The sequence below is a fragment of the Polymorphospora rubra genome (assembly GCF_018324255.1).
In the GTDB taxonomy this organism is placed as follows: Bacteria; Actinomycetota; Actinomycetes; order Mycobacteriales; family Micromonosporaceae; genus Polymorphospora; species Polymorphospora rubra.
In genome coordinates this window covers 7,196,372-7,222,031 of record NZ_AP023359.1, presented here as the reverse complement: position 1 = coordinate 7,222,031, position 25,660 = coordinate 7,196,372, and the positions used below count along the sequence as shown (strand labels likewise).

General features: G+C 68.1%; 30 protein-coding genes and 1 pseudogene. 15 read left to right on the top strand and 16 right to left on the bottom strand.

The features are described 5' to 3' along the window. Window positions 1–229: 229 nt before the first annotated feature. The 7 genes from Prubr_RS31660 to Prubr_RS31635 form a co-directional block, all read right to left on the bottom strand. Window positions 230–1,081 (bottom strand): PhzF family phenazine biosynthesis protein, encoded by an 852-nt coding sequence (locus Prubr_RS31660; protein WP_212818737.1) that lies wholly within the window; start codon window positions 1,079–1,081, stop codon window positions 230–232. Window positions 1,082–1,121: 40 nt separating this feature from the next. Further along, window positions 1,122–1,613, bottom strand: a complete 492-nt coding sequence (locus tag Prubr_RS31655; RefSeq protein ID WP_212818736.1) for a PhzA/PhzB family protein — start codon at window positions 1,611–1,613, stop codon at window positions 1,122–1,124. Window positions 1,614–1,737: 124 nt separating this feature from the next. After that, window positions 1,738–2,355 (bottom strand): phenazine biosynthesis FMN-dependent oxidase PhzG, encoded by a 618-nt coding sequence (gene phzG, locus Prubr_RS31650; RefSeq protein WP_246567921.1) that lies wholly within the window; start codon window positions 2,353–2,355, stop codon window positions 1,738–1,740. Continuing rightward, window positions 2,355–2,699 (bottom strand): hypothetical protein, encoded by a 345-nt coding sequence (locus tag Prubr_RS37395; protein WP_246567920.1) that lies wholly within the window; start codon window positions 2,697–2,699, stop codon window positions 2,355–2,357. The genes phzG and Prubr_RS37395 overlap by 1 nt, the downstream gene beginning before the upstream one ends. Further along, window positions 2,696–4,600: a chorismate-binding protein gene (locus tag Prubr_RS31645; protein WP_212818732.1), complete on the bottom strand. Its 1,905-nt coding sequence runs from the start codon at window positions 4,598–4,600 to the stop codon at window positions 2,696–2,698. Before Prubr_RS31645 ends, Prubr_RS37395 begins: the two co-directional genes overlap by 4 nt. Next, on the bottom strand, window positions 4,597–5,220 hold the full coding sequence (locus Prubr_RS31640) for an isochorismatase family protein (RefSeq protein ID WP_212818730.1): 624 nt from the start codon (window positions 5,218–5,220) through the stop codon (window positions 4,597–4,599). Before Prubr_RS31640 ends, Prubr_RS31645 begins: the two co-directional genes overlap by 4 nt. 25 nt (window positions 5,221–5,245) lie before the next feature. Further along, window positions 5,246–6,412, bottom strand: a complete 1,167-nt coding sequence (locus tag Prubr_RS31635; protein ID WP_212818728.1) for a 3-deoxy-7-phosphoheptulonate synthase — start codon at window positions 6,410–6,412, stop codon at window positions 5,246–5,248. 1,053 nt (window positions 6,413–7,465) lie between these two features. Between Prubr_RS31635 and Prubr_RS31630 the strand changes: the two genes are divergently transcribed. Beyond that, window positions 7,466–7,921: a hypothetical protein gene (locus tag Prubr_RS31630; RefSeq protein WP_212818726.1), complete on the top strand. Its 456-nt coding sequence runs from the start codon at window positions 7,466–7,468 to the stop codon at window positions 7,919–7,921. Window positions 7,922–8,439: 518 nt separating this feature from the next. Here the strand turns inward: Prubr_RS31630 and Prubr_RS37835 are convergent. Then, the gene (locus tag Prubr_RS37835; RefSeq protein WP_281425963.1) at window positions 8,440–8,967 is read right to left on the bottom strand and encodes an SDR family NAD(P)-dependent oxidoreductase; all 528 of its coding nucleotides are present in this window, start codon (window positions 8,965–8,967) and stop codon (window positions 8,440–8,442) included. Here Prubr_RS37835 and Prubr_RS37830 point away from each other — a divergent pair. Next, window positions 8,939–9,061, top strand: a complete 123-nt coding sequence (locus Prubr_RS37830) for a hypothetical protein (RefSeq protein WP_281425976.1) — start codon at window positions 8,939–8,941, stop codon at window positions 9,059–9,061. The genes Prubr_RS37835 and Prubr_RS37830 overlap by 29 nt on opposite strands. 6 nt (window positions 9,062–9,067) lie before the next feature. Here the strand turns inward: Prubr_RS37830 and Prubr_RS38435 are convergent. Together Prubr_RS38435 and Prubr_RS31620 are read right to left on the bottom strand one after the other, a co-directional pair. Then, window positions 9,068–9,286 (bottom strand): annotated as a pseudogene (locus tag Prubr_RS38435) (SDR family NAD(P)-dependent oxidoreductase); the annotation flags it as partial. A 99-nt stretch (window positions 9,287–9,385) separates the two neighbouring features. Then, window positions 9,386–9,754 (bottom strand): nuclear transport factor 2 family protein, encoded by a 369-nt coding sequence (locus Prubr_RS31620; protein WP_212818724.1) that lies wholly within the window; start codon window positions 9,752–9,754, stop codon window positions 9,386–9,388. Between the two features lie 57 nt (window positions 9,755–9,811). Between Prubr_RS31620 and Prubr_RS31615 the strand changes: the two genes are divergently transcribed. Further along, window positions 9,812–10,630, top strand: coding sequence for a MerR family transcriptional regulator (locus Prubr_RS31615; RefSeq protein WP_212818722.1), 819 nt, complete (start codon window positions 9,812–9,814; stop codon window positions 10,628–10,630). Between the two features lie 384 nt (window positions 10,631–11,014). Here the strand turns inward: Prubr_RS31615 and Prubr_RS31610 are convergent, their stop codons facing one another. Both Prubr_RS31610 and Prubr_RS31605 read right to left on the bottom strand, forming a co-directional pair. Further along, complete coding sequence (locus tag Prubr_RS31610; protein ID WP_212818720.1) at window positions 11,015–12,280, bottom strand: hypothetical protein; 1,266 nt, start codon at window positions 12,278–12,280, stop codon at window positions 11,015–11,017. Next, entirely contained in the window at window positions 12,277–12,618 is a 342-nt protein-coding gene (locus tag Prubr_RS31605; RefSeq protein ID WP_212828769.1) for a PadR family transcriptional regulator, read from the bottom strand. Before Prubr_RS31605 ends, Prubr_RS31610 begins: the two co-directional genes overlap by 4 nt. A gap of 349 nt (window positions 12,619–12,967) precedes the next feature. On the opposite strand from Prubr_RS31605, the gene Prubr_RS31600 reads away from it, so the two are divergent. From Prubr_RS31600 to Prubr_RS31585, 4 genes are all read left to right on the top strand, one after another. Further along, window positions 12,968–13,126, top strand: coding sequence for an Imm1 family immunity protein (locus tag Prubr_RS31600; protein WP_212818718.1), 159 nt, complete (start codon window positions 12,968–12,970; stop codon window positions 13,124–13,126). 226 nt (window positions 13,127–13,352) lie between these two features. Beyond that, entirely contained in the window at window positions 13,353–13,694 is a 342-nt protein-coding gene (locus Prubr_RS31595; RefSeq protein ID WP_212818716.1) for an MmcQ/YjbR family DNA-binding protein, read from the top strand. Between the two features lie 82 nt (window positions 13,695–13,776). Beyond that, on the top strand, window positions 13,777–14,061 hold the full coding sequence (locus Prubr_RS31590; protein WP_246567916.1) for a hypothetical protein: 285 nt from the start codon (window positions 13,777–13,779) through the stop codon (window positions 14,059–14,061). Window positions 14,062–14,294: 233 nt separating this feature from the next. Then, on the top strand, window positions 14,295–14,762 hold the full coding sequence (locus Prubr_RS31585; RefSeq protein WP_212818714.1) for a cellulose binding domain-containing protein: 468 nt from the start codon (window positions 14,295–14,297) through the stop codon (window positions 14,760–14,762). A 96-nt stretch (window positions 14,763–14,858) separates the two neighbouring features. Here the strand turns inward: Prubr_RS31585 and Prubr_RS31580 are convergent, their stop codons facing one another. Further along, on the bottom strand, window positions 14,859–15,464 hold the full coding sequence (locus Prubr_RS31580) for a class I SAM-dependent methyltransferase (RefSeq protein ID WP_212818712.1): 606 nt from the start codon (window positions 15,462–15,464) through the stop codon (window positions 14,859–14,861). A 314-nt stretch (window positions 15,465–15,778) separates the two neighbouring features. Between Prubr_RS31580 and Prubr_RS31575 the strand changes: the two genes are divergently transcribed. Continuing rightward, window positions 15,779–16,156 carry a hypothetical protein gene (locus tag Prubr_RS31575; RefSeq protein ID WP_212818710.1) on the top strand — a complete coding sequence of 126 codons (378 nt, stop codon included), beginning with the start codon at window positions 15,779–15,781 and terminating at the stop codon, window positions 16,154–16,156. Window positions 16,157–16,405: 249 nt separating this feature from the next. Here the strand turns inward: Prubr_RS31575 and Prubr_RS31570 are convergent, their stop codons facing one another. Then, complete coding sequence (locus Prubr_RS31570; RefSeq protein WP_212818708.1) at window positions 16,406–17,044, bottom strand: TetR/AcrR family transcriptional regulator; 639 nt, start codon at window positions 17,042–17,044, stop codon at window positions 16,406–16,408. A 12-nt stretch (window positions 17,045–17,056) separates the two neighbouring features. Beyond that, the gene (locus tag Prubr_RS31565) at window positions 17,057–18,583 is read right to left on the bottom strand and encodes an MFS transporter (protein WP_212818706.1); all 1,527 of its coding nucleotides are present in this window, start codon (window positions 18,581–18,583) and stop codon (window positions 17,057–17,059) included. 288 nt (window positions 18,584–18,871) lie between these two features. Between Prubr_RS31565 and Prubr_RS31560 the strand changes: the two genes are divergently transcribed. From Prubr_RS31560 to Prubr_RS31545, 4 genes are all read left to right on the top strand, one after another. Further along, a complete protein-coding gene (locus Prubr_RS31560; protein WP_212818704.1) occupies window positions 18,872–19,204 on the top strand; it encodes a hypothetical protein in 333 nt (110 codons plus the stop codon). Then, window positions 19,201–19,635 carry a MerR family transcriptional regulator gene (locus Prubr_RS31555; protein ID WP_212818702.1) on the top strand — a complete coding sequence of 145 codons (435 nt, stop codon included), beginning with the start codon at window positions 19,201–19,203 and terminating at the stop codon, window positions 19,633–19,635. The genes Prubr_RS31560 and Prubr_RS31555 overlap by 4 nt, the downstream gene beginning before the upstream one ends. Continuing rightward, window positions 19,632–19,973, top strand: coding sequence for a hypothetical protein (locus Prubr_RS31550; protein WP_212818700.1), 342 nt, complete (start codon window positions 19,632–19,634; stop codon window positions 19,971–19,973). Before Prubr_RS31555 ends, Prubr_RS31550 begins: the two co-directional genes overlap by 4 nt. 297 nt (window positions 19,974–20,270) lie before the next feature. After that, window positions 20,271–21,518 carry an IS256 family transposase gene (locus Prubr_RS31545; protein WP_246567914.1) on the top strand — a complete coding sequence of 416 codons (1,248 nt, stop codon included), beginning with the start codon at window positions 20,271–20,273 and terminating at the stop codon, window positions 21,516–21,518. A 171-nt stretch (window positions 21,519–21,689) separates the two neighbouring features. Here the strand turns inward: Prubr_RS31545 and Prubr_RS31540 are convergent, their stop codons facing one another. Then, window positions 21,690–22,607, bottom strand: coding sequence for a helix-turn-helix transcriptional regulator (locus Prubr_RS31540; RefSeq protein WP_212818698.1), 918 nt, complete (start codon window positions 22,605–22,607; stop codon window positions 21,690–21,692). 174 nt (window positions 22,608–22,781) lie between these two features. Here Prubr_RS31540 and Prubr_RS31535 point away from each other — a divergent pair, with 174 nt between their 5' ends. The 3 genes from Prubr_RS31535 (at window position 22,782) to Prubr_RS31525 (ending at window position 25,586) form a co-directional block, all read left to right on the top strand. Further along, entirely contained in the window at window positions 22,782–23,567 is a 786-nt protein-coding gene (locus tag Prubr_RS31535) for a DUF6152 family protein (protein ID WP_212818696.1), read from the top strand. Next, the gene (locus tag Prubr_RS31530; protein ID WP_212818695.1) at window positions 23,564–24,046 is read left to right on the top strand and encodes a DUF6644 family protein; all 483 of its coding nucleotides are present in this window, start codon (window positions 23,564–23,566) and stop codon (window positions 24,044–24,046) included. Before Prubr_RS31535 ends, Prubr_RS31530 begins: the two co-directional genes overlap by 4 nt. Before the next feature lie 310 nt (window positions 24,047–24,356). Further along, the gene (locus Prubr_RS31525) at window positions 24,357–25,586 is read left to right on the top strand and encodes an MFS transporter (protein WP_212818693.1); all 1,230 of its coding nucleotides are present in this window, start codon (window positions 24,357–24,359) and stop codon (window positions 25,584–25,586) included. The last annotated feature ends 74 nt before the right edge of the window (window positions 25,587–25,660 follow it).

The window sequence follows — 25,660 nt, the reverse complement described above, 5'->3', positions numbered from 1 at the left end:
AGGTGGATCCGGCAGGCAATCCGACCGTCCACTGTGGGGGCGCGAACATTTGATGACACTGTCTGGGCGCACGGTCGGATGACGGTTGCCGTAGCGTTTCCTCATGAGCTGTCAATTCGCGGTGGACCTGGCGACGCCCGCCGCACCGTTCTGATCGCCTGGCGCGGTACGGGCCGCGCTGAGCCGGCTCCCGTACGCATCGTGCCGCCGGACGGCGAGGTCTCCGCGACTACACGCACAGCGTTCCCCGGGCGACGACGACGGCGGACCCCGCCACCTGGACCGACTCGATCCGTTCCGGCGTTCCCACGGCCCGGGCCCGCATCGTCGAAGGGCGGCCGATCTCGACGCCCTGGCGGATCTCGATCCACTGCCCGAAGGGGATCAGACCGTGCCGGGCCAGGTGTACCGCGAGCGAGCCGGCGGCCGAGCCGGTGGCCGCGTCCTCCACCACCCCATAGGCGGGCGAGAACATCCGCAGTCTCCATCGGGTGCCCGATCCCGCGAAGCAGTTGGCGGCCATGTCGGGCAGCCTGGCGAGAATCCTCTGGTCCGGGTTCACGGCGGAGAGCGCGGCGACGCTGTCCAGGCCGACGAACACGTGTCGCGGACCGTTGTGGTACACGTCCACCGACGAGGTGTAGCCGGACGCTGCCAGGCCGAGGCCGGCGAGCAACTCCTCCGCACGGTCGTACGGTTCCCACGTGGGGATGGGTTGCCACATGCCGGCCGCGCCGACCCGGCCGTCGCGGGCACGTTCGAGATCGAACGTTACGGTCCCCATGGCGGTCTCCATGCGGATCTTTTCCGCCGGGTTCGACTCGCCGAGCACAATGGCAGTGCCCAGGGTCGGATGCCCGGCGAACGGCAGCTCGTTCACCGGGGTGAAGATCCGGACCCGGACATCACCGTCGTCTTCCGCGGGCAGGACGAAAACGGTCTCCGACAGGTGCATCTCCTGCGCGATCTGCTGCATACGCTCGGGAGACAGGGTGGCGCAATCCACGAAGACCGCGACCGGGTTACCTTCCAGCGGAACCTCAGTGAAGACGTCGGCCACCACGTACTCGTACGTACCCATAGGTCTCCCTCCTCGAAGGTCGGGCGCGCCCCTTGTACTTTCAGGTGGGAATCCCGCCGCGCCTGATCGTCGGCACCTCGATTCCCAGTGCACGCAACTGCTGGAACGGGTTCATGAACTCGCGGTTCTGCTTGATCTTCCCGTTCTCGAGCAGGAACGAATGGATGAAGTGGTTCTTGTAGTATCCAGGCGGGTAGTCCGGATACAGGATCTGTCCTTCTCCGTCACACTCGACCCAGAATCTGTTTGGGTCCTGCGTGTCGAAGATCTCCACGTTCTTCCATTCCCAGTCGGGGAACATCCGCAATGACCACTCGCCGTGCGCCTTGAGTTTCTCGTGGCCCTGGGAGGCGACCGGCTCGCCCGTATCGCTCGTCCACAGGCCGGCGCTGCCGTCCTCGGTGAAGAGCAGGTACCGCGTCAAGCGGTTCTCGCCCTTGCGGCTCATGTAGTCCGCGACGACGGCACGGTTGCGGTCTCGCAGGTCGACGTCGGTGGCGAACGCCTCGGACTGGATGTCGTCGATTGTCATCTCGGATCCCTTCGGCTCGTGAATGGGTATCTTGCTGTGCTGGTTGTCGACCGGCACTCGGTGTCAGTGTCGGAACCGGCGGGTAAGATCACCTTCCCTCTCGAGTACGCGGTCAAGGGCGCGGTCAGGGTTGCAGCCGGCCGGCACGCCAGCCGGTTCCGTTGGGTTCGTAGAGCAGCCTCTGGTGTAGACGGCCAGGGTCGGACTGCCAGAACTCGACCGATCCGGGCTCGAGCAGATAACCCAGCCACGCGGCCGGGCGAGGCAGCGGCAAGCCGGCGCGACCCAGTTGCTCGGCCCGCCTCCTCAGCGCGTCCTCGTCCAACAGGGGAGCGCTCTGATGCGAAGCCACCGACATCGGGTGCGCGCCGACCGGCCGGGCGGCCCACAAGGCATCGGCTTCCTCGTCGGACAACGGGCGGGTCGGGCCGGTCACGATCACCTGGCGGCCGACCTCGCGCCAGTAGAGAACGCCGGAGGCCCAGCCGGTCGCAGCCAGGTCCCGGCCCTTGCGGCTGTTGGCGTGCGTGGCGAACACCAGACCCGTGTCGCGGACCTCGAGGACCTGCACGATCCGGTTGGAGGCGTGGCCGCGGGCATCTGAAGAGGCCAGCGCCAGCGCGCCCGGCTCTCGGACGTCGTCCGCGACCGCACGGTCGAACCAGGCCCGAAGCAGGCCCATCGGTTCGGCAGGCGGGATGGAGAACTCATTGGCACTCAGGGGCCGGGTCGAGGTGCTCACTACGACTCCCTGACCGGTTCGAAGGCCAAACCGCCGTCGAGCAGCCCGCCGGAGTGGATACCCTCGACGATGGCCTCGACATCGGTCGTCATCCGGTGAGTCGGCGGATATCCGATGAGTTCGGCGGCCCGGTTCGGCGGCATCGGCGCCGTCAGATCCGCTGTGGACTCCCACAGCATCACCGCACCCCATCGGTTGGCCTGCCGGTCGGAGATCCAGAACTTCAACCGCATTCCGTGGACCTGCTCCCACGGCTGCACGCCCTCCTCTCGCAGATAGACGCGCAGAGAGTCGATCGTCTGGCCGGACCCGGACAGGTCCCACCAGGAGATGCTTGCCTTCATACGTTCATTACCTCCTCGGTCTGCGTCAGCGGTGCCAGCAGCTCACTCAGGACGCGTTCGCCGTCCTGGGTGAGTACCGACTCAAGGTGGAACTGCACCGAGGTGAAACGCGGCCCGCGCAGGGCATACACCTCGCCCGTGCCGACGTCCAGGCTGGCCTTCACCTCGCCGACGCCAGGACACACCAACTGCTCTGCCCGCCCGAAGGCCTCGTAGGAGTTGTAGAAGCCCACCCGCTCCCGCGAGCCGAACAGGTCGATCTCGCGCTGGGTGCCCTGGTTCGGGACCGTCCGGCGCCTCAGCCCGAGCCCGAGGTGCCGGCACAGCAGCTGATGGCTCAGGCACACCGCAAGGAAGGGGATACGCCGGGACAGCAGGTGCTCGATCGCCGACGTGAGGTGAGCCAACCTCGGGTCGTCGATAATTCTCGGGTCACCGGGACCGGGGCCCAGAACGACGAGATCGTGGTCGTCGAAGCGGTGGGGCGCGTCGAAGCGGGCGAGTTGTACCGTCAGCCCGATGGCACGCAGCTGGTGGGCCAGCATCGAGCTGAAGGTGTCCTCGGCATCGACGATCAGCGCCCGGCGACCACTCAGCGCCGGGTGCGGCTGTGCTCGCGAGCCGGCGTCGCTGAGCCAAAAGCGCGCAATCGTCGCATTGCGCCTGCCCAACGCTTCGCGGATCAGCGGGTTCCCGGTGAGGCGCTCGGTGGCGCCCAACGCCGAGAGCAGACCGGCAGCCTTGGTACGGGTCTCGGCGACCTCGGCGGCGGGGTCGGAGTGCCGGACCAGGGTGGCCCCGACCCCGACCTCGACGCAGGCGCTGTCGTCGAGCTCCGACGTGCTGATGTCGGCGGTGCGGATCAGAATGGCGGAGTCCAACGTCCGGGCGCCGCCGGCGTCACGGCCGATGAGGGCTGCGACGCCGCCGTAGTACCCGCGGCCACGCGGTTCGTAGCGGGCGATCACCCGGCAGGCGTTCTCCAGCGGACTACCGGTCACGGTGGGCGCGAACATTGTCTCCCGCAGGATGTCCCGAGGATCGAGGTCGCTGCGACCCTCGATGACGTACTCGGTGTGCGCGAGCCAGGCCATCTCCCGCAGGAACGGGCCCACCACCCGGCCACCGCCCTGGCAGACCCGGGCCATCATCTTCAGTTCCTCGTCCAGGACCATGTACAACTCGTCGGTCTCTTTGCCGTCGGCGAGGAAATCCATGACCTCCGACAGGACCGGCCCCGTCGGTGGGTAGCGGTAGGTGCCGCTGATCGGGGTCATCGCCGCGACGCCGTCTCGCAGGCTGACGTGGCGCTCCGGTGTGGCACCGACGAAGGTCCGGGTGCCGGTGTGTACGAGGAAGGTCCAGTAGGCACCGGACTCCCGGGTGAGCAGCCGACGGAACAGACTCAGTGCGCTGCGCGTGGAGTAGCCGGTGATGGTGGTGACGAACGAGCGCTTGATGACGAAGTTCGAGCCCTCGCCGGTGCCTATCTCGTTGTCGAGCACCGCGCGAACGATGTCGGCGTAGGCGTCGTCCTCGGTGTCGAACCGCCCACCGGTCAGGGCGATCGGCTCGTCCGGCAGGTATCTCAGCGCCTCGGCCGTGGCGATCTGGCCCTGGTCCGTAACCGACATCGCGACCAGCGGTGAGCCGTCCGCCGCGGCGGCGAAGCCGCGTTCGGTGACCTGCCGGTGAGGCACCAGGACCAGCACCTCCTGGCGGGCCTCGCCGGGCCGCCCGGCCTGGTCGGTCAACGGGATGTCAGCGAGCCGGGCCGGGGTGCTGACCTGGCCCAGAAGGATCTCCAACCGGTCCGGGCCAAGGGTCTCCGGGCGGTGCAGCAGGGCGAAGGCGTCCGAATCGGGGCTCAGCACGTGCCCGAGCAACTGCTGCGGATTCATGCGAAGACCTCCTCGGTGCTGGTAACCACCGAACAGCGAGTGGCCGCGTAGTCGAGGGCCAGCCGGTGGTGCTCGGCGGAGAAGTCGCCGAGAGCGTCGGCGACCAGGAACGACTGGATGTCGTTGGCGAACGCCTCGAGGGCCGTCGCCAGTACACCGACGTGCGCGTACACCCCGCAGACGATCAGCTGGTCGCGGTCCTGCTCGCGCATCTGCGCCAGCAGGTCCGAGCGGAAGAACGCGCTGTAGCGCCACTTGGTCAGCACCCGGTCCGGCGGTCGAGGTGCGAGCTCGGCGACGATCGACCGGTCGAGGGGATCCACGCTCATGCCCGGGCCCCAGATGTCCTTCAGCAGACCGCGTTCCTGCTCGGTCATGCCACCGGGCTGCGCGGTGTAGAACACCGGGACCCCGAGCGCGGCACAGCGCTCCCTCAGCTGCACACAGTGGCGCACCAGCGCGTCACGCACCGCCGGGGGAAAGGGCGCGAGAAAGTAGCGCTGCATGTCGTGCACGAGCAGTGCCGCCCGGCGTGGGTCGGGAGTCCACTGCGCGGTGCTGACGGGCAACTCACCGGTCGTCGGAAGTGGGTAGGCGGGGATCGGCGCTATGCCCGGCACAGTCTCTCCTCGGCCTGGTTCATCATCACGTCTGCCAGGCCGAGACCACCGCTACCGCCTGGCGAGGGTTGAGTCGCGGGTCGCACAACGTCGTGTATCTCTCACCGATCCGGTCGGTGTCGTAGTGGACGTCGACGCATTCGGTCACGTCGTCGGGGGTGGTTTCGAGGTGTATCCCTCCCGGTGTTCCGCCGGCCGTGCGAACGGCGGACTGGAACGCCGTGACCTCCCGAATGATCGTCTCCACGACGCGGGTCTTGCGTCCATCAGCGCTGTTCACGGTGTTGGCATGCATAGGGTCGACCAGCCAGATCACCGGGTGTCCAGCGGCACGCACGGCGCGGACCAGCGGAGGCAGCAGATCCATGGTCGCGTCCGCGCCCATCCGAGCGATCAAGGTGAGCCGGCCCGGTTGCCGTTCAGAATCCAGCCGCGCACACAACGCGAGCAGCTCGGCGACCCTCATACGCGTGCCGACCTTGCAGGCGACGGGGTTGATCACATTCGCGAGCAGCGAGACATGCGCTCCCTCGACCTCGCGGGTGCGGTTACCGATCCACGGCCAATGAGTGGAGGTGAGCGCGGCCCGACCCTGCCGGTCTCTGCGTATCATCGGTAGCTCGTAGTCGAGCAGTAGGGCCTCGTGACTGGTCCAGATCGCCGGCCTGATCCGCGCCTGCGCCGTCGGAGCGAGGTTGTCGATGAGCTGGCTCGCCGCCCGGTAACCCGCCAACAGGCGCTGCGGATCGGGCCGTCGTGCTTGCGGGTCCGGCTCGGGGCCGTTCACCATGTGCCCTCGGTACACCGGGATCTCGACGCCATCGACCCACTCGGTGCGCGCCGACCGGGGCTTGGCGTACTGGCCTGCGATCCGGCCTACCCGCACCACGGGCTGACGCGTGATACCGCTCATGACGCCAGCGAGCAGGTTGAGGAGCCCCGCCTTCCGCTCCACATCACCCGCAGTGCATTCCGCGGGGTCCTCCGCGCAGTCACCCACCTGCACCACATGCGCCTGGCCGGCGGAAACTCCGGCGAGCAACTCTCGCAGCCTGCTCAGCGCTCCGACCTCGATGAGCGGGGGAAGGGCCGCCAGCACTGTCCGGACGTGCTCGACCTGCGCCGGGTCCTCCCATTCAGGCTGCTGCCGCGCAACCGGGGTCCGCGGAACGTCGAGCGAGGTGACGTTCAAGTTTTCTCCAAACCGCGAACATGTCGACAACTCGTTATCCGAGTGTCAATTGACGGCGATCCTCCCGCTCAAGAGTTTGAGCAGCTCTTCTGGGCTGGCGACACGCTTAGTGATGGCATCGTCAGGCCCGATATCTGTGCGTGATGCTGGTGCTGCTGAACAGTCGCATCCATGGCCCGGCGTGACCGGCATGGAATTGGCCAACGTCAAAGGAAAGTGGGAGTCGTGCTAGCCATGAACGTGCGGGTGACGTTCTTCATGAACGCACCCCCGGAGCTCCCCTGAACTGGAGATGGCGACCAGGTGAATATGACACGTTTCGGGTTGGTCCTGCTGTCCGCATCTCGACGGGATGCCGCGACACCTCTGCCGGCGAGCGTGGTTCATTGGCCCCCTGTTTGCCATCCCGGCCTCGTCATGGCACTCATATAACAGTTCGCAGCTGGCTCATGTCAAGGTTCGGAGGGAAGTTGTGAGCGTCAATGTCTTATCTCACTCGATGATGAGTTGAGGTGTAATGTCCTGGGCGGGCCCTCACCTGCGGAAACGTGGCTACAAAGGGCTCGCCTAAAACGTATGTGCTTTGATCTTGAGTCTCTGATCTTGATCGGTGGCGACGCACTCGCCTTTCGCCCGGTGGTAAACCATGACCCGGGGTCATTGCGTTCCAGGGTTCCTGCTGGTCGCTGTCGCCGCTTCCTGGGGACTGGCTCCGGCCCGCTTCCCGGCCGCTGTCGGTGATCTTGCTGGGGCGGCCGGCCGGTGTGGAGAAGTTCTGGCAGTCGACCCTGCTTGTCATGAAGTGTCCCCGACCCGGTGACGCGGACGTCCGGTGGCCGGGGCGCAGGAGGCCCTGAGTGCAAGAGGGTTGCTTTCTGTCTCTGGTTCGACTTACGTGGCCAAAGGTGATCGTCCGTGAAGGGGAGGTACGGGGTTGGAGGCTCTGCTTCCGCAGAGTCCCGCCCAGGTGGCCGGAGCGGGTTGGGTCGGTTCGGCCTGGCTGCATTCGGTTCTACCGTGCTCGGAGGGCATGGAGAGGTTCCTGACAGATAGGTGGGACCGCTGCTGATTGACCTGAGTTGGGCGCCGCACACCGCTCGAGCGATCGCGATGGCGGCACTCGGACGCGATCCGGGCCCCTTGGCGGCCGTGGAGAGTCTGTCCCACCACGTCTATGTCGGTTCGGACATCGTCGTGAAGATCATCGAAGCGGTAGGGCGGCCACGATTGAACCGAGAGATCGCGCTGGCGCCTTTCCTGCCCGGAGGCCTTGCGGCGCCACTGCTCGCGCACGGGCTTGAGGAACTGGACGGGCGCGAGATCCGGTACGCGTGCTACGCCCGCGCGCCGGGCTCAGCCCTGGCGATGGGCTGGCCCGGTGTTGACGCCGCGACCGCACGTTTTTTGGCCATGCAGGCAGTGCGGCGGCTTGACGCCCTGCACAACTGGACTCCTCCGGAGCCTGCACGGCAGACGCTGGCGGAGCCGCTCGACCACATGGAGTTGTGACGGCGGCGAAACGGCGACCGCGCCGGAAGCTGTCCGGGCCGAATGTGAAGTCCGAAGCGCCGCGTACCTCGCCTCCGACCTCCGCCTTGCGCTGACCCGCCCCGATGACGTTCCTGCCCAGCTGCTCGCCGAGCGTCTGGGCAATCTCAACAGCTCGTCGTCGAGCGTTACTGGTGGACGGCACCCTGAGTTCGGGCGTCGGGCAGTAGTCCACCAGGTCAGCACTGGCCTACTGCGCAGCTTCACCGGAACAGGCCGGGGATTCTCATCTTGGTTGACCGTCCACTCATCCAAAGTGGAAATCCGGTACCGACGAGTGCCTCGGATCCGGACGGGTTGATGCTGCGCCGGACGCCTTCGCATGGTGGGCTGGAGTGCAGCTCTCGGCAATGTGGATCGTTGCTGAGACTGTGTGCAGCGAGCCGCTGAAACGCACTGGCCTCATAGCCCGGTGGGCGAATCGACGAGGAGGGCATTCTGGTATCAGACCAATCAAGAAGTTCCATGAAAGCGGAGGCTCACACTTGAGCCTGATGACGTTCGTGCCGGACCGCGTCGGCTGTCGGCTGCGAGGCAGAGGGGAAGTCGGCTCCCCGGGAGAGCGGTTCGGACGCGCGGATCTCGGCCAGGGTGTTTTCAAGCGTGGCGACGACCACGTCGAACCCGTCGCTGCCAAGGACCAATCGTCGCGGAGGCGACTCCTGGGCCATGGCGGCGATCACCGTGCGGACCCCTCGTTGCGGGTCGCCGGGCTGCTTGCCGTCCTGGTCGACCATCGCGGCGCGGACGTCCTCCAACATCGGCCAGTACTCCGCGATGGTCTCCTGGATGGGTTCGTCTGCGAAGCCGGCGTAGGCCCGGGTGCGGAAGGCCCCCGGTTCGACCGCCATCACCCGGATACCCAGCGGTGCCACTTCCTCGCGGAGCACCTCGGTGACGGCTTCGATCGCGTATTTGGTGGCGCTGTAGTAGCCGAATCCGTTCACCCCGCGCAACCCCGCCACGGCGGACATGTTGATGATCCACCCGCTGCGCCTGGCCCGCATGCCGGGAAGCGCAGCCCGGATGACCGAGAGCACGCCGAAAAAAATTCAGCTCGAACATCCGGCGTACGTCGTCCTCAGCCATGCCCTCGATTGACCCGTACCGGCCGCGGCCGGCATTGTTGACCAGTACGTCGATGCCGCCGAAGTGTTCCTCGGCCGCGCGTACCGCGCTCTCCACCTGTCCCGCATCGGTGACGTCCAGTGGCAGGACCAGCACACGGTCTCCGTGCGCCTGCACCCACGTGTGCAACTCGTCGGGTCGCCGTGCCGTGAGCACCACGCGGTCGCCGATCTCCAGCGCGGCCTCGGCGTACGCCATACCGAAGCCGCCAGGCGTGCTACCGGTGACGAACCAGGATCTTGCTAGCATTCCTGCCTTCTCAAAAAGAAAACCAACCACAACACAATGAAACGACGCTTACGGTTCGATCGTCAGTCGAATGATCAACCCGCCGTTCAGAGTGAACCGGAAGTGCAGGTCGACCACCCCGCCAGGGAAATCCCCCTCGAGATGCTGGACCACGTCGAAGTGGGCCTCGTCCACCCCGGTGGCGCCGATGAACTCCGTCGTGTACGTGTACTCGCTGCCCGAACGGTCCAGCCAGGTCCGGATCTCGTCCAACCCCCGGTGGGTGCGGCCATCGTCGGTCACGACGGCATCGGCGGTGTAGGCCGTGATCGCGCTTTTCACGTCACGGGCCTCGTGCGCGGCGAGGTACGCCCTGATCACGGCCGGCAGATCCTCCAGCGAGATCCCGGTGCCCTCACTCCAGTCAACTGTGCTCATACGACCACCGTCGGGTCTCTCCCAGGGAGAGGGTCAAGGGCGGGCACACTTGGTCTCATGCGTACGGGCCTGAGCATCGGCGAATTCGCCACGCTGACCCATCTGAGCGTGCGGACCCTGCGCCGGTATCACGAGGCCGGACTGCTGGAGCCTGCCACCGTCGACCCGCACACGGGCTATCGCTACTACGGGGCCGAGCAGATCCCCACCGCGCAGGTCATCTACCGGCTCCGGCAACTCGGGGTGCCCCTGGCCGAGGTCAAGTCGATCCTCGCCACCGACGACTCCCGGCAGCGGGCCGACGTGATCATCGGCCACCTGCGGCGCCTCGAAGATGAGCTGGACCGTACTCGGGCCGCCATTGTGTCGCTGCGCCAGCTGGTCCACCCCGATACGACCGACCTCCAGGTCGAGCTGCGGTCCCTTCCCGCCCGCACCGTCGCCGCCGTCAGCGGCCATGTCAGCCTCGACGGCGTGCTCGCCTGGTACGACTCCGCAATGGCGGAACTGGACACGGCCTTTCCGCCCGCAGAACGCACGGGACCCCCGGGCGGCCGCTACGCCAACGAACTGTTCACCGACGGCGCCGGTGCCATGACCGTCTTCCGGCCGGTCCGCGCCCCGTACACCTCTGGCCGGATCGAGGTCGTCGAACTCCCGGCAGCCGACCTCGCCGTCGCCATCCACGCCGGGCCGCATGACGGCATCGACGTCACCTATGGCCGTCTTGGCGCCTGGGTCGTCGCGCACGCCTTGGGCGTCAACGGTCCGATCCACGAGACTTACCAGGTCGGCCCACGCGACACCAGGAACTCCGATAGATGGCGCACCGAGATTGGCTGGCCCGTCTTCCGCCTGGCGCCAGCTGACAATTGAGCGCCTGCCCAGACGTCTTGCCCGCAACCCTGGGACAGCCGGGGTGGGGCGCATGGCGCGGTGGTGGTGAGGTTCTCCCCGAGCCGGTGAGCCGGTCGGGGACGAGGACCGGGGTGTCGGCGAGGATCGCGCGGGCGATGGTGAGGCGTTGGCGCTTCCCGCCGGACAGTGCGGCTTCGGGTCCGAGGACGGTGTCGTACCCGTCGACCATGCGCTGGGCGCGGTCGTGGCCTTCTGCACCCTGCTCCGCCTCGACTCAAAAGCACATGCGCCGGCCTGACCCTCTACGCCGTACTCGGGCAATACAACAACTTCTCACCGTCATGGCCGGCGCATGCCACACCTGCAACCACCTAGACCACAACACAACCTGACAAAGCACCATTATGTGGCCAGCCCTGGCTGATCGTCCGAGGTGCCGGATCCCGGGTCCCGGGTGAGCGGTGGTGGTGCGGCGGTCGGCCCGGTCCTTGCCAGGTGCATTTTCAACACGATCGCCATGATCAGGGCGGCGACGAAGAGGTTGCAGCCGAGGTATCCCATTCCGGTGCAGGTGGTGATCACCGCTAGGCCGAACGTGACGGACACCGCCGTCCAGCCGACGCGGGGCGGGACGGACCTGTGGGCAGGTCGTCGCCCGGTGGTGCCGCGGGGCCGGCCGCAGAGCGCGAGGACGACCGCCGCGACGACGACGGCGAGGACCGTCGGGGCGAGGATGAGCAGACCTTCGTCGCCGAGGACGGTCCACGACCATATCGGTCCCTCGTTGACGGAGAATCCCTGATCGACGACGGTGAGATAGTCCCGTACGACGTAGATGATCAAGAATGCGGCGTTGCCGGTGGCCACGATGGCCAGCAGGGCCAGGGAGCCGCTGGCCGTCGCATGGTGCTCGGATCGGCGGCTCGCCCAGCCGGTGAGGAACCAGCCGAACACCATGCCGAACAGTGCGCCGGCCGCGAAGCCGACCGGCATCCCGGCCGGCTCGGCCCGGCGTACGGAGACGTCGAACCAGCCGCCCGAGGTCGGCGCGGGGGAGTAGTAGGTGTTTGCGAAGATCAGCACCCAGCCGTCCCTGGTGGCGGTCAGGGTCTCGGCCATGCGCAGATCCGGGTGGCCGGAGAAGGAGGTCGGGCCGAGCCGCCAACCGGCAGCGTTCAGCCGGTCGGCCACCTCGGCGTCGTACGCGCGCAGGTCGGGTATCGCGGTGGCGTGGTCGACCTCGTAGCGGACCTGGCCGAACTGCGCCTCGCCGTTGCCGTTGACGAGGACCCGGTCGTGCCGTTCCAGCGGCGGGACCGCGACGCCCGGCGTGACCAGCTCGGCGATGTCGGCCATCTCCGTCGCGGTGGGCAGTGGCCGGTCGGTCTCGCCGAAGACGCGGGCGGTCAGCGACGCGGTCACGAAGCCGCAGAGGATGGCGACGGCCAAGGCGACGGCAACCACCATCCGGCTGCCCGGTCGGCCCAGCCGGGCCCGTGGGGCGTGGCGGAGCACGTCGAAGATCTCTCGGGCGGTCGGCCGGCGGCGTCCCGCGTCCTCGGCGGCCATGAGCATCGTGTCGAGCAGTTCGGCCCGGCGGGGCCCCGGTGGGTAGGTCCAAGCGAGGAGACGGAGACGCCGGTACGACGCGGCGCGGCTTGTGCTCATCCGAACGTCGCCGTGGCCGGCCCGGCGGGTGGGCGCAGGGCGTTCAGCAGGCGGTTCGCGGTCTGTACGTTGCGGCTGAGTCGCTGCGTCTCGGCGGTCAGCGCGGCGCCACCCCCGTCGGTGAGCCGATAGTAGCGGCGTAGCCGCCCGCCGACCGCCTCCTCGCGGTCGATTTCGACCAGGCCCTCGGCGGCGAGCCGGTCGAGCGCGGCGTAGAGCGTCGCGGGCAGCAGCTGGGTCTCGCCGCCGGAGAGCTTCGTGACCTGCTGCATCACCCCGTATCCGTGTCGGGGCTGGTCCACCAGGGCGGTCAGGATCCAGAACGTGGGTTCGCGCATCGGCCGTGTCACGCGGCTGAATATACAAATGATTTGAGTATCGTGCCAGCGTCGCCGCCCGGCCGTCGGCGGCTGCCAATCCCACGGGGGCACACCGGCGGCATCGAGGACGGCGAAGACCATCGTCCAGATCCCACCCACCGGGCCGGATCAGGGATTCCCGGGGTCGCCTCGCACCATGCGGGCGGTCGACTCCACGAAAGCCTTGCTCATCTCCACGCCGACGGCCTGTTGCTGCGCGCGGCGCCACACCTCGTCGAGGACCGCGTCGACGATGCCGCCACCATGCGGAATGCAGAGGCGGTCGTGGCCGAGGCGGAAGGGCTCGGCGGCTCGGGAATGGTCGTGGGTGCGGGTGTACCTGCGGTGGCACCCCGACCGAGAACTCGACGGCCAGGACCCCCGCATCCACCCGACAACCGCCCGCCAGGCAGCACGCGACTTCCTGGCCGCCGACCGACAGCGCCCCGGCCACATCGACTGGCAACCGATGACGGAGCAGGTCTGAGGTCAAGTCGGCTGCCATCCGACGACGCCAGGCCGGTCAGGCTGCGCGTGGGCAGCGGGATGCCGGCAGGATGGGCAAGCAACGAAGTTCCCGTGCTGTGCGGTGCGTCTTGGTCGACGGCTGTTCTGCCGGGAGCTTGGTCCTCTCTGGAGCAGCGACACGCCATGGCAGCGGGTTCGACGCGGCCGGTCGCCGAGACGGTGCGGGTTGTCCTATCGTCGGAGCCGTGGTTACGGTCGTCGACGTTCGGACGCTTGCGCGTACGCTGCCGCGCAGTAGCGAGCACGTGATCCACGATCGGGTCAAGTTTCGGGTGGGATCACTGGTTTATGTCGCCTTTTCACGCGACGAAACCACGATGGGGTTCGCCTATCCCAAAGAGCAGCGGGACGCCCTCATCGCCGGAGAGCCCGACCTCTTCTTTCCGCCCCGCGCCTCCGACCTGCGCTTCAACTGGGTCTGCTGCCATCTTGCGAGGCTCGACCGCCGCTACATGACCGAGCTGGTGACCGAGGCCTGGCGGATGGTGGTGCCCAAGTTTCTCGCGCGGCAGCGGCTGGGTGGCTGAGCGGGTCACCAGCGGCATTGTTGGTGACCCGGAAAGGGTCTGTCTCAGATGGTGATGTGCTGGCCTGGCTTGCCGTTCTCCGGTGGACAACCGCTCCCCGGCGCCGGCGGCCCGTCGTTGGCGGCGATCGCACCAGGACCTCTACGACGCGGTCCTGCTCGCCGAATACACCACCGTCGAACGAGCCCTTGGCCGCCAGCTCATACGACCGGAACTCGGTGCCGAAGCCGAAGCCTTCACCGCTGAGACGGTGTTGTCCTGGCAGGTCGACTGGACCAACTTCACCGACGAGTACCCCACGGTCACCGGTACCGCCGAGCAGTGGGCCAGGCGTCTCGCGCTGGCCCTCGACCGCGCCTGGACCTGACCGGCAAGCCAGGTGAATCCGCTGCGGTCCGCCGTCGCCGACCCCGAGCAGATGGAGTGAGCCTTTCAACCTGATCTTGCAGGTCGGCGCGGGTAGGCGGGGCGCAGACTTGACAATCGAAGGTGGTCGATTAGCGTTGGTGCTTGCGAGGCGAACCGGACAATCAGTGGCGACAGGCGCCCCTCCTTCCGCCGCGCTGCCGTGCGCCGATCTCCGGAGGAATCACAGCCACCATGAGACTGAAGAGCAGCCTTCTCGGTGTCGCCGCGGCGGCCGTAACGCTGGCCGCCACCCTGGACGGCACCAGCGCGCCGACCACCGTGCCGGCCAGTACGGCTTCGCCGGCCACCACCGCTGCACCGACCAGCCCGCCGCCGACCGGGGCCGCGTGCAACGTCCGCTACTCGGCCTACACCTGGGACACCTACCTGACGAGCAGCATCACCATCACCAACACCAGCGGAACTCCGATCACCTCCTGGGTGCTGACATTCCCGCTGCCCGCCGGCCAACACATCACCACCGGCTGGAACGCGGTGTACTCGCCGTCCAGTGGCAAGGTCACCGCCCGTGGCCTCGACGACCACGTCATCATCGGGCCGGGCGGCGCGATCGCCATCGGGTTCGTGGCCACCCACACCGGTGGCACCGGCAGCCCGTCCTCGTTCACCCTCAACGGGACGCCCTGCTCACTCGGCTGAGCCGCCGGTCAGTCAGGGCGGCCGGGCCGGGCTACCGTTACCGGCAACCGGCTTGGAGCGGTTGGCGGCTGCCGCTCAGCGGTCCGGTGTCCTGGTTCACTTCGCCGGGCGGCGGAGAACGGTGACCGCGAAGTCCGCCCCGGCATGCCACGGGCGCAGGTCCCAGGTCGCGAAGCGGTGTTCCCGGCGCAGACCGGAAGCGTCGATGTCGGCGTCGAAGACGGTCAAGGCGTATCCCCGGTCGGTGCCGAAGCCGACCACCACGATTCCGTCCGGCCGCAGGTGGGCGGCCATCCTGGTCAGCACGTCGCGTTCGGTGCCGGGCGCGACGAAGGCCATCACGTTGCCGGCCACCACCGCCGCGTCGAACGGTTCGGTGATTCCGGACGCCGGCAGGTCCAGTGTGGCCAGGTCGGCGACCAGCCAGCGTGGCCCGGGATGGTCGGCGCGAGCCGCGTCGACCAGCACGGGGTCGGCGTCCACGCCCAGCACGGTGTGTCCCCGGGCGGCGAGCGCGGCACCGACCCGCCCGGTGCCGCAGCCCGCGTCGAGGATCCGTGACCCGGGAGCGACCATGGCGTCGAGCAGCCGAGCCTCACCGCCCAGGTCGGCGCCCTCGGCGGCCAGTTGACGGAACCGGTCGACGTACCACTGGGAGTGGTCGGGGCCGGTGTCGGTGCTCCAGCGGGTCGGTTTGCCCATGACGTCACCGTATCCGGTCCCCACACCGGTGGTGCCGATCGAGCCGTCGGGGTCAGCCCGCCAGCAACACCCACTACCAACCGGCTGTCGGCGGCGGGAGAACTCTCCGGGCGTGGCCGGTTCCTGAATGACGGTGTGCTCGCCGTCTTCTCCGGCGGGATCCAGACGTCTGTCTCGCCGACGTCCCCGACTGACTGCCGGCGCGGCCCGCCTGCGGGCAGCTTTACCCGGCCCGGCTCGGAGTCGGTCAGACCCGCTTCCCGTTGGCGGAATCTGCTCGCCAGGCTGTGAGACTCGTTGCCACGGTCGCCGTCGTGGATACCTTGGCCCGCGTCGACCGGGCCGACGTCCGGGAGACCGACGACGGCTCCACGCTGATCCTGTCCGCGGGCGGTCTGCACGTCATGATGATCCGCCTGCGCTATAACGGCAGGTGGGGCGACGTGGACGAGGTGATCAACAGCGCTGGCGAGGTGGCGACCGCGGCGGTGTGCGCCTGGACCCTCATCGGGCAGGTGCTGTCGTTGGAGCTGGACCGCGCGGCAGCGGCCAAGTTGGGGTTTCCGCGTGACTGCCGGGTACGCCTCGACCTGCCCGCCGAGGTGCTCTCCCTGGTCCGGGCCAGCCTGCTGGAGATCCTGTACACGGCCTGCTTCGTCGTGGACACGGCCGAGGGCCGCGTCACCGGCTGAGCGCGGGGTCACGGGAGCTGCACGTGGCGCTTACGGCCTTGTTCTACCAGTTGCCGTTCTTCTGGTGCGATGACGGACCGACAACCGGCACCTCCGGGCTGCCCGAGCCCTGACCGCCACCGGCCAGCACACCACTGCTGCTGACCTTCTCGACACCTACCAGCGGCGGCTCACTGAACTTGGCCTGTCGCAGGACGAATTGCCGGTCCCCGCGCCTCGACCGTAACCGCATGAACGCGGCAATAACTGTCAATTCTGCCGGTGGCCCGGCATCTGTGTCCCGGCGCGGTCTGCTGCCGCTGTCCCGTACCGACCCACAGGCTTCCACGCTGAGGGGTCGTGGGTGAGCGCGATGAGTTGGTGTTTGAGTCGCTGGTGGGCGGCGGTGCGGATGCTGCCGCCCCAGATCGGCGTGTAGCTGGCGCCGTCGGCGGCGGCGACGACGAGGGTGACGAGGTCCGCGGGCAGGCCGTCGGCGCCCAGTTCGGCCTGCCACCGTTGGGCGTCGTCCTGGGCGAGGGCGGCGACCTCGGGGCTGGTGATGAGGTGGGCGGTGAGGGTGAGGCTTTCGCGGATGGTGTGCTCGTCGTCCGTCGGGTCCAGGCAGGCGTGGAGGTAGGCGCGGGTGAGCCGTCCGGCGGTCTGGTCGTCGGGGGACAGGGCGGCGTGGACCGCTCTGCGAAAGGCGTCGAGCAGGTCGGTGGCCAGGGCGAGGATGAGTTCGTCCTTGCTGGCGAAGTGGTAGATGAGGCCGCCTTTGGATACGCCGGCCTCGCGGGCGATGTCGTCCAGGGTCGCGGTGATGCCGCGGTTGCGGATCACGGTGGCGGCCGCGTCGAGCAGGATGCGACGGGTCTGTTCGGGTGGGCGTCCGGCTTTGCGGGGCATCGTTGCTGCTTCCTAGTGACTCGTGGACGTGGTGGGGTCGCGGTCTGCCGGTTGTTTCGGCGACGGGATGGTGCGCCAGGCGACGACTGCGGCCAGTGCCGTGATGACGCCCGCGATCACGGAGGTGGTCTGCATGGCGTGGACGAACGCTTCCTGTGCGGCGTGGGCGAGGGCCGACCCGGGTTCGAGGACGTTCATTGCCGAGGCCAGGGAGTCCTCCACTGCGCTGCGGGTGTCTGTCGGGAGATCGTCGGGAATGGTCAGGTTCTTGCGGTAGACGAGGGTCACGATCGAGCCGAGGATAGCGATACCCAGCGCGACGCCCAGTTCGTAGGCGGTCTCGGAGATCGATGCCGCCGAGCCGGCCTTGCGGGGTGGAACGGCCGACACCACGGCGTCGGTGCTCAGCGTCATCGCCAGCCCGACGCCCAGGCCGACCGGCACCAGGGCGAGCCCGAGCCAGAGGTAGTTGTCGGCGCCCTCGGCCACTGCCATCAGGACCAGTCCGACGGAGGCCAGGGCCTGTCCGAGGGCGATGGCCCGCCCGCGGCCGAGTCGGGACATGGCGATTCCGACGAGGCCGACGACGACGATCGAGGCGATCGTGGCGGGCATCTCGGCCAGTCCGGCGAGCAGCGGGCGGAGGCCACGGGCCAGTTGGAGGTACTGGGAGAAGAAGAACAGCAGCCCGGTCAACGCGAAGATCGAGATGAAGTTCGCCAGCACGGACCCGCTGAACGCCGGGTTGCGGAACAGGGCCACGTCGATCATCGGCGCGGGCAGCCGTCGCTGCCGGCGTACGAAGAGTGCTCCGGCAACCAGGCCGACCGTGAGGCATGTGGCGGTGACGGTGTCGAACCCGGAGCCGACGGCGTGTTTGACCGCGTACACCAAGGGCACGATCGCCGCCATCGACAGGCCGGCCGACAGTGGGTCGAAGCGGCCGGGAGCGGGATCACGTGACTCGGGAAGCAGGATGGCGCCCGCGACCAGGAGCACGATCATGATCGGTACGTTGATCAGGAACACCGAGCCCCACCAGAACCGCTCCAGGAGCACGCCGCCGACCAGTGGCCCGAGCGCGATGCCGCCGGCCGAGGCAGCCGACCAGACCGCGATCGCCCGGGTGCGCTCGGCCTGGTCGGTGAACATGTTGCGGATGATCGACAGGGTCGAGGGCATGATCGTCGCTCCTGCCACGCCCAGCAGCAGGCGGGCCGCGATCAGTGCCTCCGCCGTCGGGGCGAACGCGGCCAGCAGCGACGCCAGGCCGAACGCCGTGGTTCCGGCCAGCAGCAGCCTCTTGCGGCCGATCCGGTCGGCCAACGTGCCCATCGTGACCAGCAGGCCGGCCAGTGCCAGGGAGTAGATGTCGCCGATCCACAGCACCTGGGCGGCCGTCGGAGCCAGGTCGCGGGTGAGCGACGGTACGGCGAGGTACAGCACCGTCCCGTCGATCGCCAGCAGCAGGACAGCCCCGACCAGCACGGCGAGTGCTGCCCAGCGGCGCTTCGGCGCAGCCTTCAGCGGTGTCGTCATGAGTGAAACTTAACCGACCAGTCGGTGCAGTTTTCAGCGAATGGTGCTGCGCGTCACGGCGACCGGGACCCGGCCCCGCGAAGGGGCGTGCCATGCGAGTCGTACGCCTGCCTGACCAGCAGGCCCTGGTCGCCTCGATTCACGAACCTCCAACCCCGGGCTTCGTCGTGGTTGCCTGGTCGCCGCGTGCTGGCTGCTCTGGATGCTGCTGGTCCTGGCAAAGTTCCTCCCTTTGGTGGAGCGGTGCCACTTGCATCCTGTACCCGGGTACAGGCTTACCGTCATGCCATGACCAGCGAAGACCCGGCGTGGGTGCCCGAGGCGTGCACGCTGCCGACCGTGGACCGGCCGCTACGGCTTGCCGAGTTCGACGACCTGTTCGCCACCGCCCTCCGCGAACAGCGGCGGCTGTCGCCGACGGCGCTGCGGTGGCATCTCGACCCGGCCGCCGAGGCGACCGCACGGGACCTGACCGGCCGGGAGACCTTTTGCTGCTCCTTCTTCTCCTTCACCTTCGCGGCGGACGGCCCGCTTCTGCGGCTGGACGTCGAGGTGCCGGCGGCGCACGTCGACGTCCTCGACGCGCTCGCCGCCCGCGCGGCCGGGACGGTGACCGCGTGAGCGGGCTGCGCAGCAGCCAGGTCGCCGCTGCGGCCGGGGTCAACCTGCAGACGCTGCGCTACTACGAACGCCGCGGTCTGCTGGCCGAGCCGGAGCGCACCCTGGGCGGGCACCGGCTCTACCCGCCCGGCACCGTCGCCCTGCTCAACGTCATCAAGGCGGCGCAGCGACTCGGCTTCACCCTCGATGAGGTCGCCGAGCTGCTCGACGCCGGACGCCGCAGGCACCCCACCGCCGACCTCCGGCAACGAGCCATCGACAAGATCGCCGAGATCGACGCGAAGGTCGCCAACCTGACGGCCATCCGAGCGGCGCTCACCGACGTGGTCGACGCTCGCTGCGACAGCCTCACCAACTGCACCTGCGCTGACTGCCCGATACCGTTCCTGACCATCGGCACCGCCGAGCGCCTTCACGGAGAGACCGCATGAGCCTGCCCACCCCGGCCACCACCCCGCCGTCCGCCACGCCCGCGCACCGGCACACGCCGCCGGTCGTGGACAACGCCCCGCCGACGTGCAGCAAGGTCACCGGTGGGCTGGCCGCCCTCGCCTGCGCCGCGTGCTGCGCCATCCCGTTGCTCATCACGGCTGGCGTGCTGACCGGCGCGGGCGCGGCCCTGCTGGAGCAGACCCTGCTCGCCGTCGCTGCCGGCCTGGCCGTGGCCGCGCTGGGCATGTGGTGGCTGCACCGGCGCCGCAGCGCCCACCGGGCCGCAGCCTCGGGCGGCTCGACCAGCGGATGCGGCGGCGGGACCTGTGGCTGCTGAACCGGCGCCTGGACCAAGCCGCGCGTCCCGGCGTCGGCGCCGCCGCAGCAGTAGCAGGCGGCGCAGCCGTCGAATCCGATCCCTGCGCCTCGGCGGCGTGGCGGTGCAGGTAACCACCGCTCCAGCAAAGCAGGGGGAACTCAGCCAGTCGTCGTATGAGGCACCGCACGGCTTCGTTCGGTCACGTCCACGGGAGTGGTGTACGACGGTCGGGTCCTTGACTCGCCCGTAACGAGATGAACGGCCATCGGATTGATCCTTCAGAGACCGACCAAGATCTTGAAGGAGACCGCACCGATGACCGCATTAGAGAGTGTGAACCCTGCCGACCTGCTACGCCAGCAACTGGCCGAGGGTGGCCCGGACGTGTTGGCGGCGATGGTGACCGCGTTCGCGAACGCGTTGATGTCCGCCGACGCCGACGCGGTCTGCGGGGCCGACTACGGCCAGCGCAGCCCGGAGCGGACGAACTCGCGTAACGGCTACCGGGCCCGACAGTGGGACACCCGGGCCGGAACGGTCGAGCTGGCGGTGCCGAAACTGCGTCACGGCTCGTACTTCCCGGACTGGCTGCTGGAACACCGACGCCGCGCCGAGCAGGCCCTGGTGACGGTCGTGGCCACCTCGTACCTGCTCGGGGTGTCGACCCGCAGGGTCGAGAAACTCGCCGAGCAGCTCGGCGTCACCAGGTTGTCGAAGTCGCAGGTGTCACAGATGGCGCAGCACCTCGACGCCCAGGTCGAGGCGTTCCGAAGCCGGCCCCTGGACTCCGCCCACTACACGTTCGTGGCGTTGGACGCGCTGACGATGAAGGTCCGCGAGGACGGCCGCACGGTCAACGTCGCCTGCCTGGTAGCGGTCGGCGTCAACGCCGACGGCCACCGCGAGGTCCTCGGCCTCGACGTGTGCGCCAGCGAGGACGGCGCCGGCTGGATCGCGTTCCTCCGCGGCCTGACCGCCCGCGGCCTCAAAGGCGTCCGCCTGGTCATCTCCGACGCCCACCGCGGCCTCGTCGACGCGATCGGCTCCGCCCTACCCGGCGCGTCCTGGCAACGCTGCCGCACCCACTACCTACGCAACCTGCTCACCAAGGTCCCCAAAAGCGCCCAACCATGGGTGGCGACCATGGTCCGCACCATCTTCGACCAGCCCGACCCTGGCGAGGTCCGCGCCCAGTACGCCCGCGTCGTCGACACCATCAACGCCAAGTACCCCACCGCCGCCGAACACCTCGACCAGGCCCGCGAGGACCTACTCGCCTTCACCAACTTCCCACACGAGATCTGGCGCCAGATCTGGTCCAACAACCCACAGGAACGGCTGAACAAGGAAATCCGACGCCGCACCGACGTCGTCGGGATCTTCCCCAACAGAGCCGCCGTCATCCGCCTCGTCGGAGCCGTCCTGGCCGAACAGACCGACGAATGGACCGAACAACGCCGCTACATCGGGCCCGAACTCCTCACCAAAGCCCGCCAGGAAACCCCCGAAAACCAACAACCCGACGCCGTGCCGCAACCCAAACCCGCACTGACCACCGCATAAGCTCATCCCAGGATCAACCGGTGGCCGTCAGCTCATACACCACCACCGTGGACGTGACCCTTCGTTCCGGGTCTGCCCTCAGCAATCTTGGGCTCGTAGCCGCGTCGGCCGGCGCTGGCGGGCATGTGGCCCTGGGGCAGCGTTGGCCACCACGACCCGGTGCACTCAGGGTCACTTCACGTTCGTGCTCCGGTCGGTCTGGCTGAGTGCCCAGCTGGCCAGGAGCTTGAGCCCGTCGGCGGCGGGCGAGTCGGCGGGAGCGCTGAGGGCGGTAAGGGTTAGGCCGGGGTCGGCGGGCAGGTCGAAGGCTTCGAAGTGGAGTCGGAGTTCTCCGACGATGGGGTGGTGGAACAGCTTGATGCCGTTGTGGTGCAGGCGCACGTCGTGGGAGGCCCAGCGGATGCGGAAATCCTCGCTGCGTGTGCACAGTTCGCCGATCAGGTCGGTGAAGCCCTTGTCGTGCGGGTTCCGGGCACCTTCGGCCCGCAGCAGCTGCACGTTGCTGCCCGCGGACGCATTGAAGTCGGGGTAGAAGTCACGGGCGGCGGGGTCGAGGAATCGGAATCGGGCCAGGTTTGGCAGCGCGTTCGCGCTGGTGCGGGTCGGGCTGTCGAATATCGGTGCGTACAAGGCGCGGCCGAGAACGTTCGTCGCGACGATGTCGAGACGACCGTTGCGTATGAACGCGGGCGTCTGTGCCATCCCGTCGAGGATCTGCTGGACGCCAGCGCGAACGTTGAGGCGGACTGGGCGCCCGACGGGCCGACTGCGGCGGGTGTCGGGGTTGGCGGCATTGGCGGCGCGGGCCAGATCGAACAGGTACACCCGTTCGGCCTCGTCGAGCTGCAGTGCGGTGCAGATCGCATCCAGGATGTTCTCCGACGCGCCGGCGATGTTGCCCTTCTCCAGCCGGGTGTAGTAGTCGACCGATACCCCGGCGAGCATGGCGACCTCCTCGCGGCGCAGGCCGGGAACCCGGCGGGTGCCGCCGTACTGCGGTAAACCAGTCTGTTCCGGGGTCACCTTGGCGCGGCGTGTGACCAGGAAGTTACGGACTTCTTGGCTCCTGGCAGTGCGTTGCGGGGACATGAGGCCAGGATACTTTCGCTAACTCGCAGCAGACGGGTTCTGCGAGTACCCCGGTCCGGCAGGACCTGTTTGATCGGCCGAACATCAGGTGGAGTGGAGCATAGGTCCGACGGCCGCGACCTACCCACTCGGTGCTTTCGCAAGCACTCTGAGCCGAAAGTCGATGACCGATTCATGCCACTTGAAACCATTCACGATCGACCAGTCTTCGAGCCGCGGCGCGGACGGCGATACATACGCGCCGCACTGACCGTGCTGATTGTAGGTGCCGGGGTCGGCGTATCGGCCGTACTGGGCGCCGCGCCGGCTTCGGCCCATCATGGCTGGAGCGAGTTCGACACCCGCTACGCGTACTACCTTTCCGGAGAACTGACCGAGGTTGACTGGGGCAATCCACACGTCGACGCCACCATTGCGATCACCAACGTCGCCCTTTCCGAAGGCTGGCTCGACCGCGAACTTCCCGGCGGGTTGGAGGAGATCGGCGGGCAGGCCACCATGCTTTCGGCCCGCCCCTACGACGGCGGCAACGACCATCTGCAACTGATTCTGGGCACCATCGAATACAACCAGCGTCAGGGAATGGACCGTCCCCTCCAGGTCGGCGATCAGATCGAGGCCGTTGGCTACCTACACCAAGACGATGACGAACTGCTCCGTCCGGAGACCATCTGGCTGGAAGACGGCCAAGGTATCCGCCTGCGGCTGCTGGCACTGCCGCAGGAACCCGAACCCGCCCCGCAGAACACCAATAGCGGGGCGACAGGTGACGAAGCGGCCACACCACCCCCCGCTGATTCATCAGACGATGCCAGCGAGGAGTCAGCGAACGAGGCCGGCACCAACGCGTCGGCGTCCACGTCAGCGGCACCGTGGAGTGTCACTGGCACGGCTATTGTTGCTGCCGTCGCAGGTGGCTGGATCTACCTTCGCCGTCGACCGTCCAGTGACGAGAGATGACCGAGTTCCTGGAATGGCTGCAAGGCAGCGGGCTAGGACAGGCTGTGCGTGGCACCCCGTACCTGTACGCGGCGCTGGAGAGTCTGCATATTCTCGGTCTCGCCGTACTGGTCGGGACAGCCATATGCTTCGATCTGCGGCTTCTCGGCGTCGGCTCACGCCTGATCCGGGTGACCACTGCTGCCACGTGTTTGCTGCGGGTCTCCCGATTCGGGTTCTTGATCACCGCGCTGACCGGGATCGCGCTGTTCGCCGGAAGCGCCGTCGCCGTCGCTCAGACCGGGGCGTTTCCCTGGAAGCTCGCGCTCATCGGCGTAGCCGGCCTTAACGTGCTGTTCTTCCACCGTGGTGTTTATCGTCGTGTCGATAGCTGGAACACCGCATCCACCACCCCACGACGAGCACATGCCGCGGCTGTCGTCTCGATGCTGGCGTGGACAGCGACCGTGTTTGCCGGTCGCTTCATCGCCTACACATGACAGCAGGCTGGATGCGCCTGACGCGTTTCCGGGGTCGGGGGTTGTCGCAGACCCTATGCTCTGGCCTGAAGGGCCCGCCGCTCAGTAGCGGAGTGGCGATGCGCCTGGCCCCGGTCCGGAACTTCGGATCGGACCGGGGCAGGCCACACGGTCCCCAACGACACCCATGGGAAGCTCCGGCGCTGCCGGACCACGGCGACCCGGCCGCGACCACGACTTGGGCTGGCCCTGATCCAGTTCTGACACCAGCACGAATGACACCCCTTCGGCCTGCCCCGAGGGTTCGTGACCGTCACGAAAGAACCCTGCTTTGCCCTTACCTGACCTGCTCACAGACGGCCGCCGGCGGCTCGGCTTCGTGGCGGTGTCCCTGTCCCTGGGCGCCGTCTTCGCCGCCGCCGGCTCCCCGGTATCCCTGTACGAGACCTACCGGCTCGAAGATGGCGTCAACACCGGTCAACTCGCCGTGATCGCCGCTTCCTACTTCGTGGCCGTCGCTGTCGCCCTGCTGTTCTTCGGCCGTATCTCCGACCACGTTGGCCGCCGGCCGATCACCTTCGCCGCGCTCGGGCTCGCCGCCGCCGGCTGTCTGCTCATGCTCGACGTGCACAACGCAGTCCCGCTGATAATCGGCCGCGCCCTGCAGGGGCTCGGTGGCGGCCTGGCTTCCAGCGCTGTCACCGCCTACATCGTCGACACCTCACCCGCCAAGCCCACCTGGCTCGGCTCCGTCATCACCGGCACCGTTCCCATGGTCGGCCTCCCCGCCGGCGCCCTCCTGTCCGGGGCACTCGTCGAGTACGAGCCGGCACCGCGGCAGTTGATCTACCTCGTGATCGTCGCGCTACTCGCCGTATGCGCCGTGCTCGTCGCGCTCAGCCCCGAGACCGTGCGCCGCATCCCCGGCGCATCGCGCACCGTCCGGCCTCACATCCACGTTCCGCGAGCCTCCCGCCGCGTGCTGCCCTACGCGGCCGCAGTCATCCTCGGAACCTGGGTCATGAGGAGCTTCTACCAGGCTTTCGGCCCAGCCGTGTCCGATGACCAGTTCGGCACCGCCAACGCCCTCGTCGCCGCCGCCGTGTTCGCCTCCATCATGCTGCTCAATCCACTCGGCGGATTCCTCACCGGCAGGCTCAGCCCCGCCCGCAAGCAGCGCCTCGGCATGAGCGTCTTCGCCATCTCGATCGTCGCAGTCGTGGTCAGCCTCGCCACCGGCGCGACGGTCCCTTTCCTCGTCGCCAGTCTCTTCGCCAGCGCCGGCTGGGGCGTCGCGTTCTCCGGCTCCGTCCAATCGCTCCTGACCGGCGCCGAACCCCAAGACCGCGCCGGTGTTCTCGCCACCATCTACCTCATCTCCTACACCTCGGCCGCCATCCCCGGCCTCATCGCCGGAGCCCTCACCCACACCTTGACTCTTCTCCAGGTCGCTCTGGCCATGAGCACCGTGACGGTCGTCTGCTCGCTCTTCGTCCTCATCGCCACCCGCGAACCCGGACCACAAGCAAGCAGTTCTGCCGGTAGCACCCGACGTGACTGAGGTTGGCCGGGGTCCGAACGCCACCGGCGATGAAGCACGTACCCTCTCGGCGATCCTGGGGCTTACCCCTGATC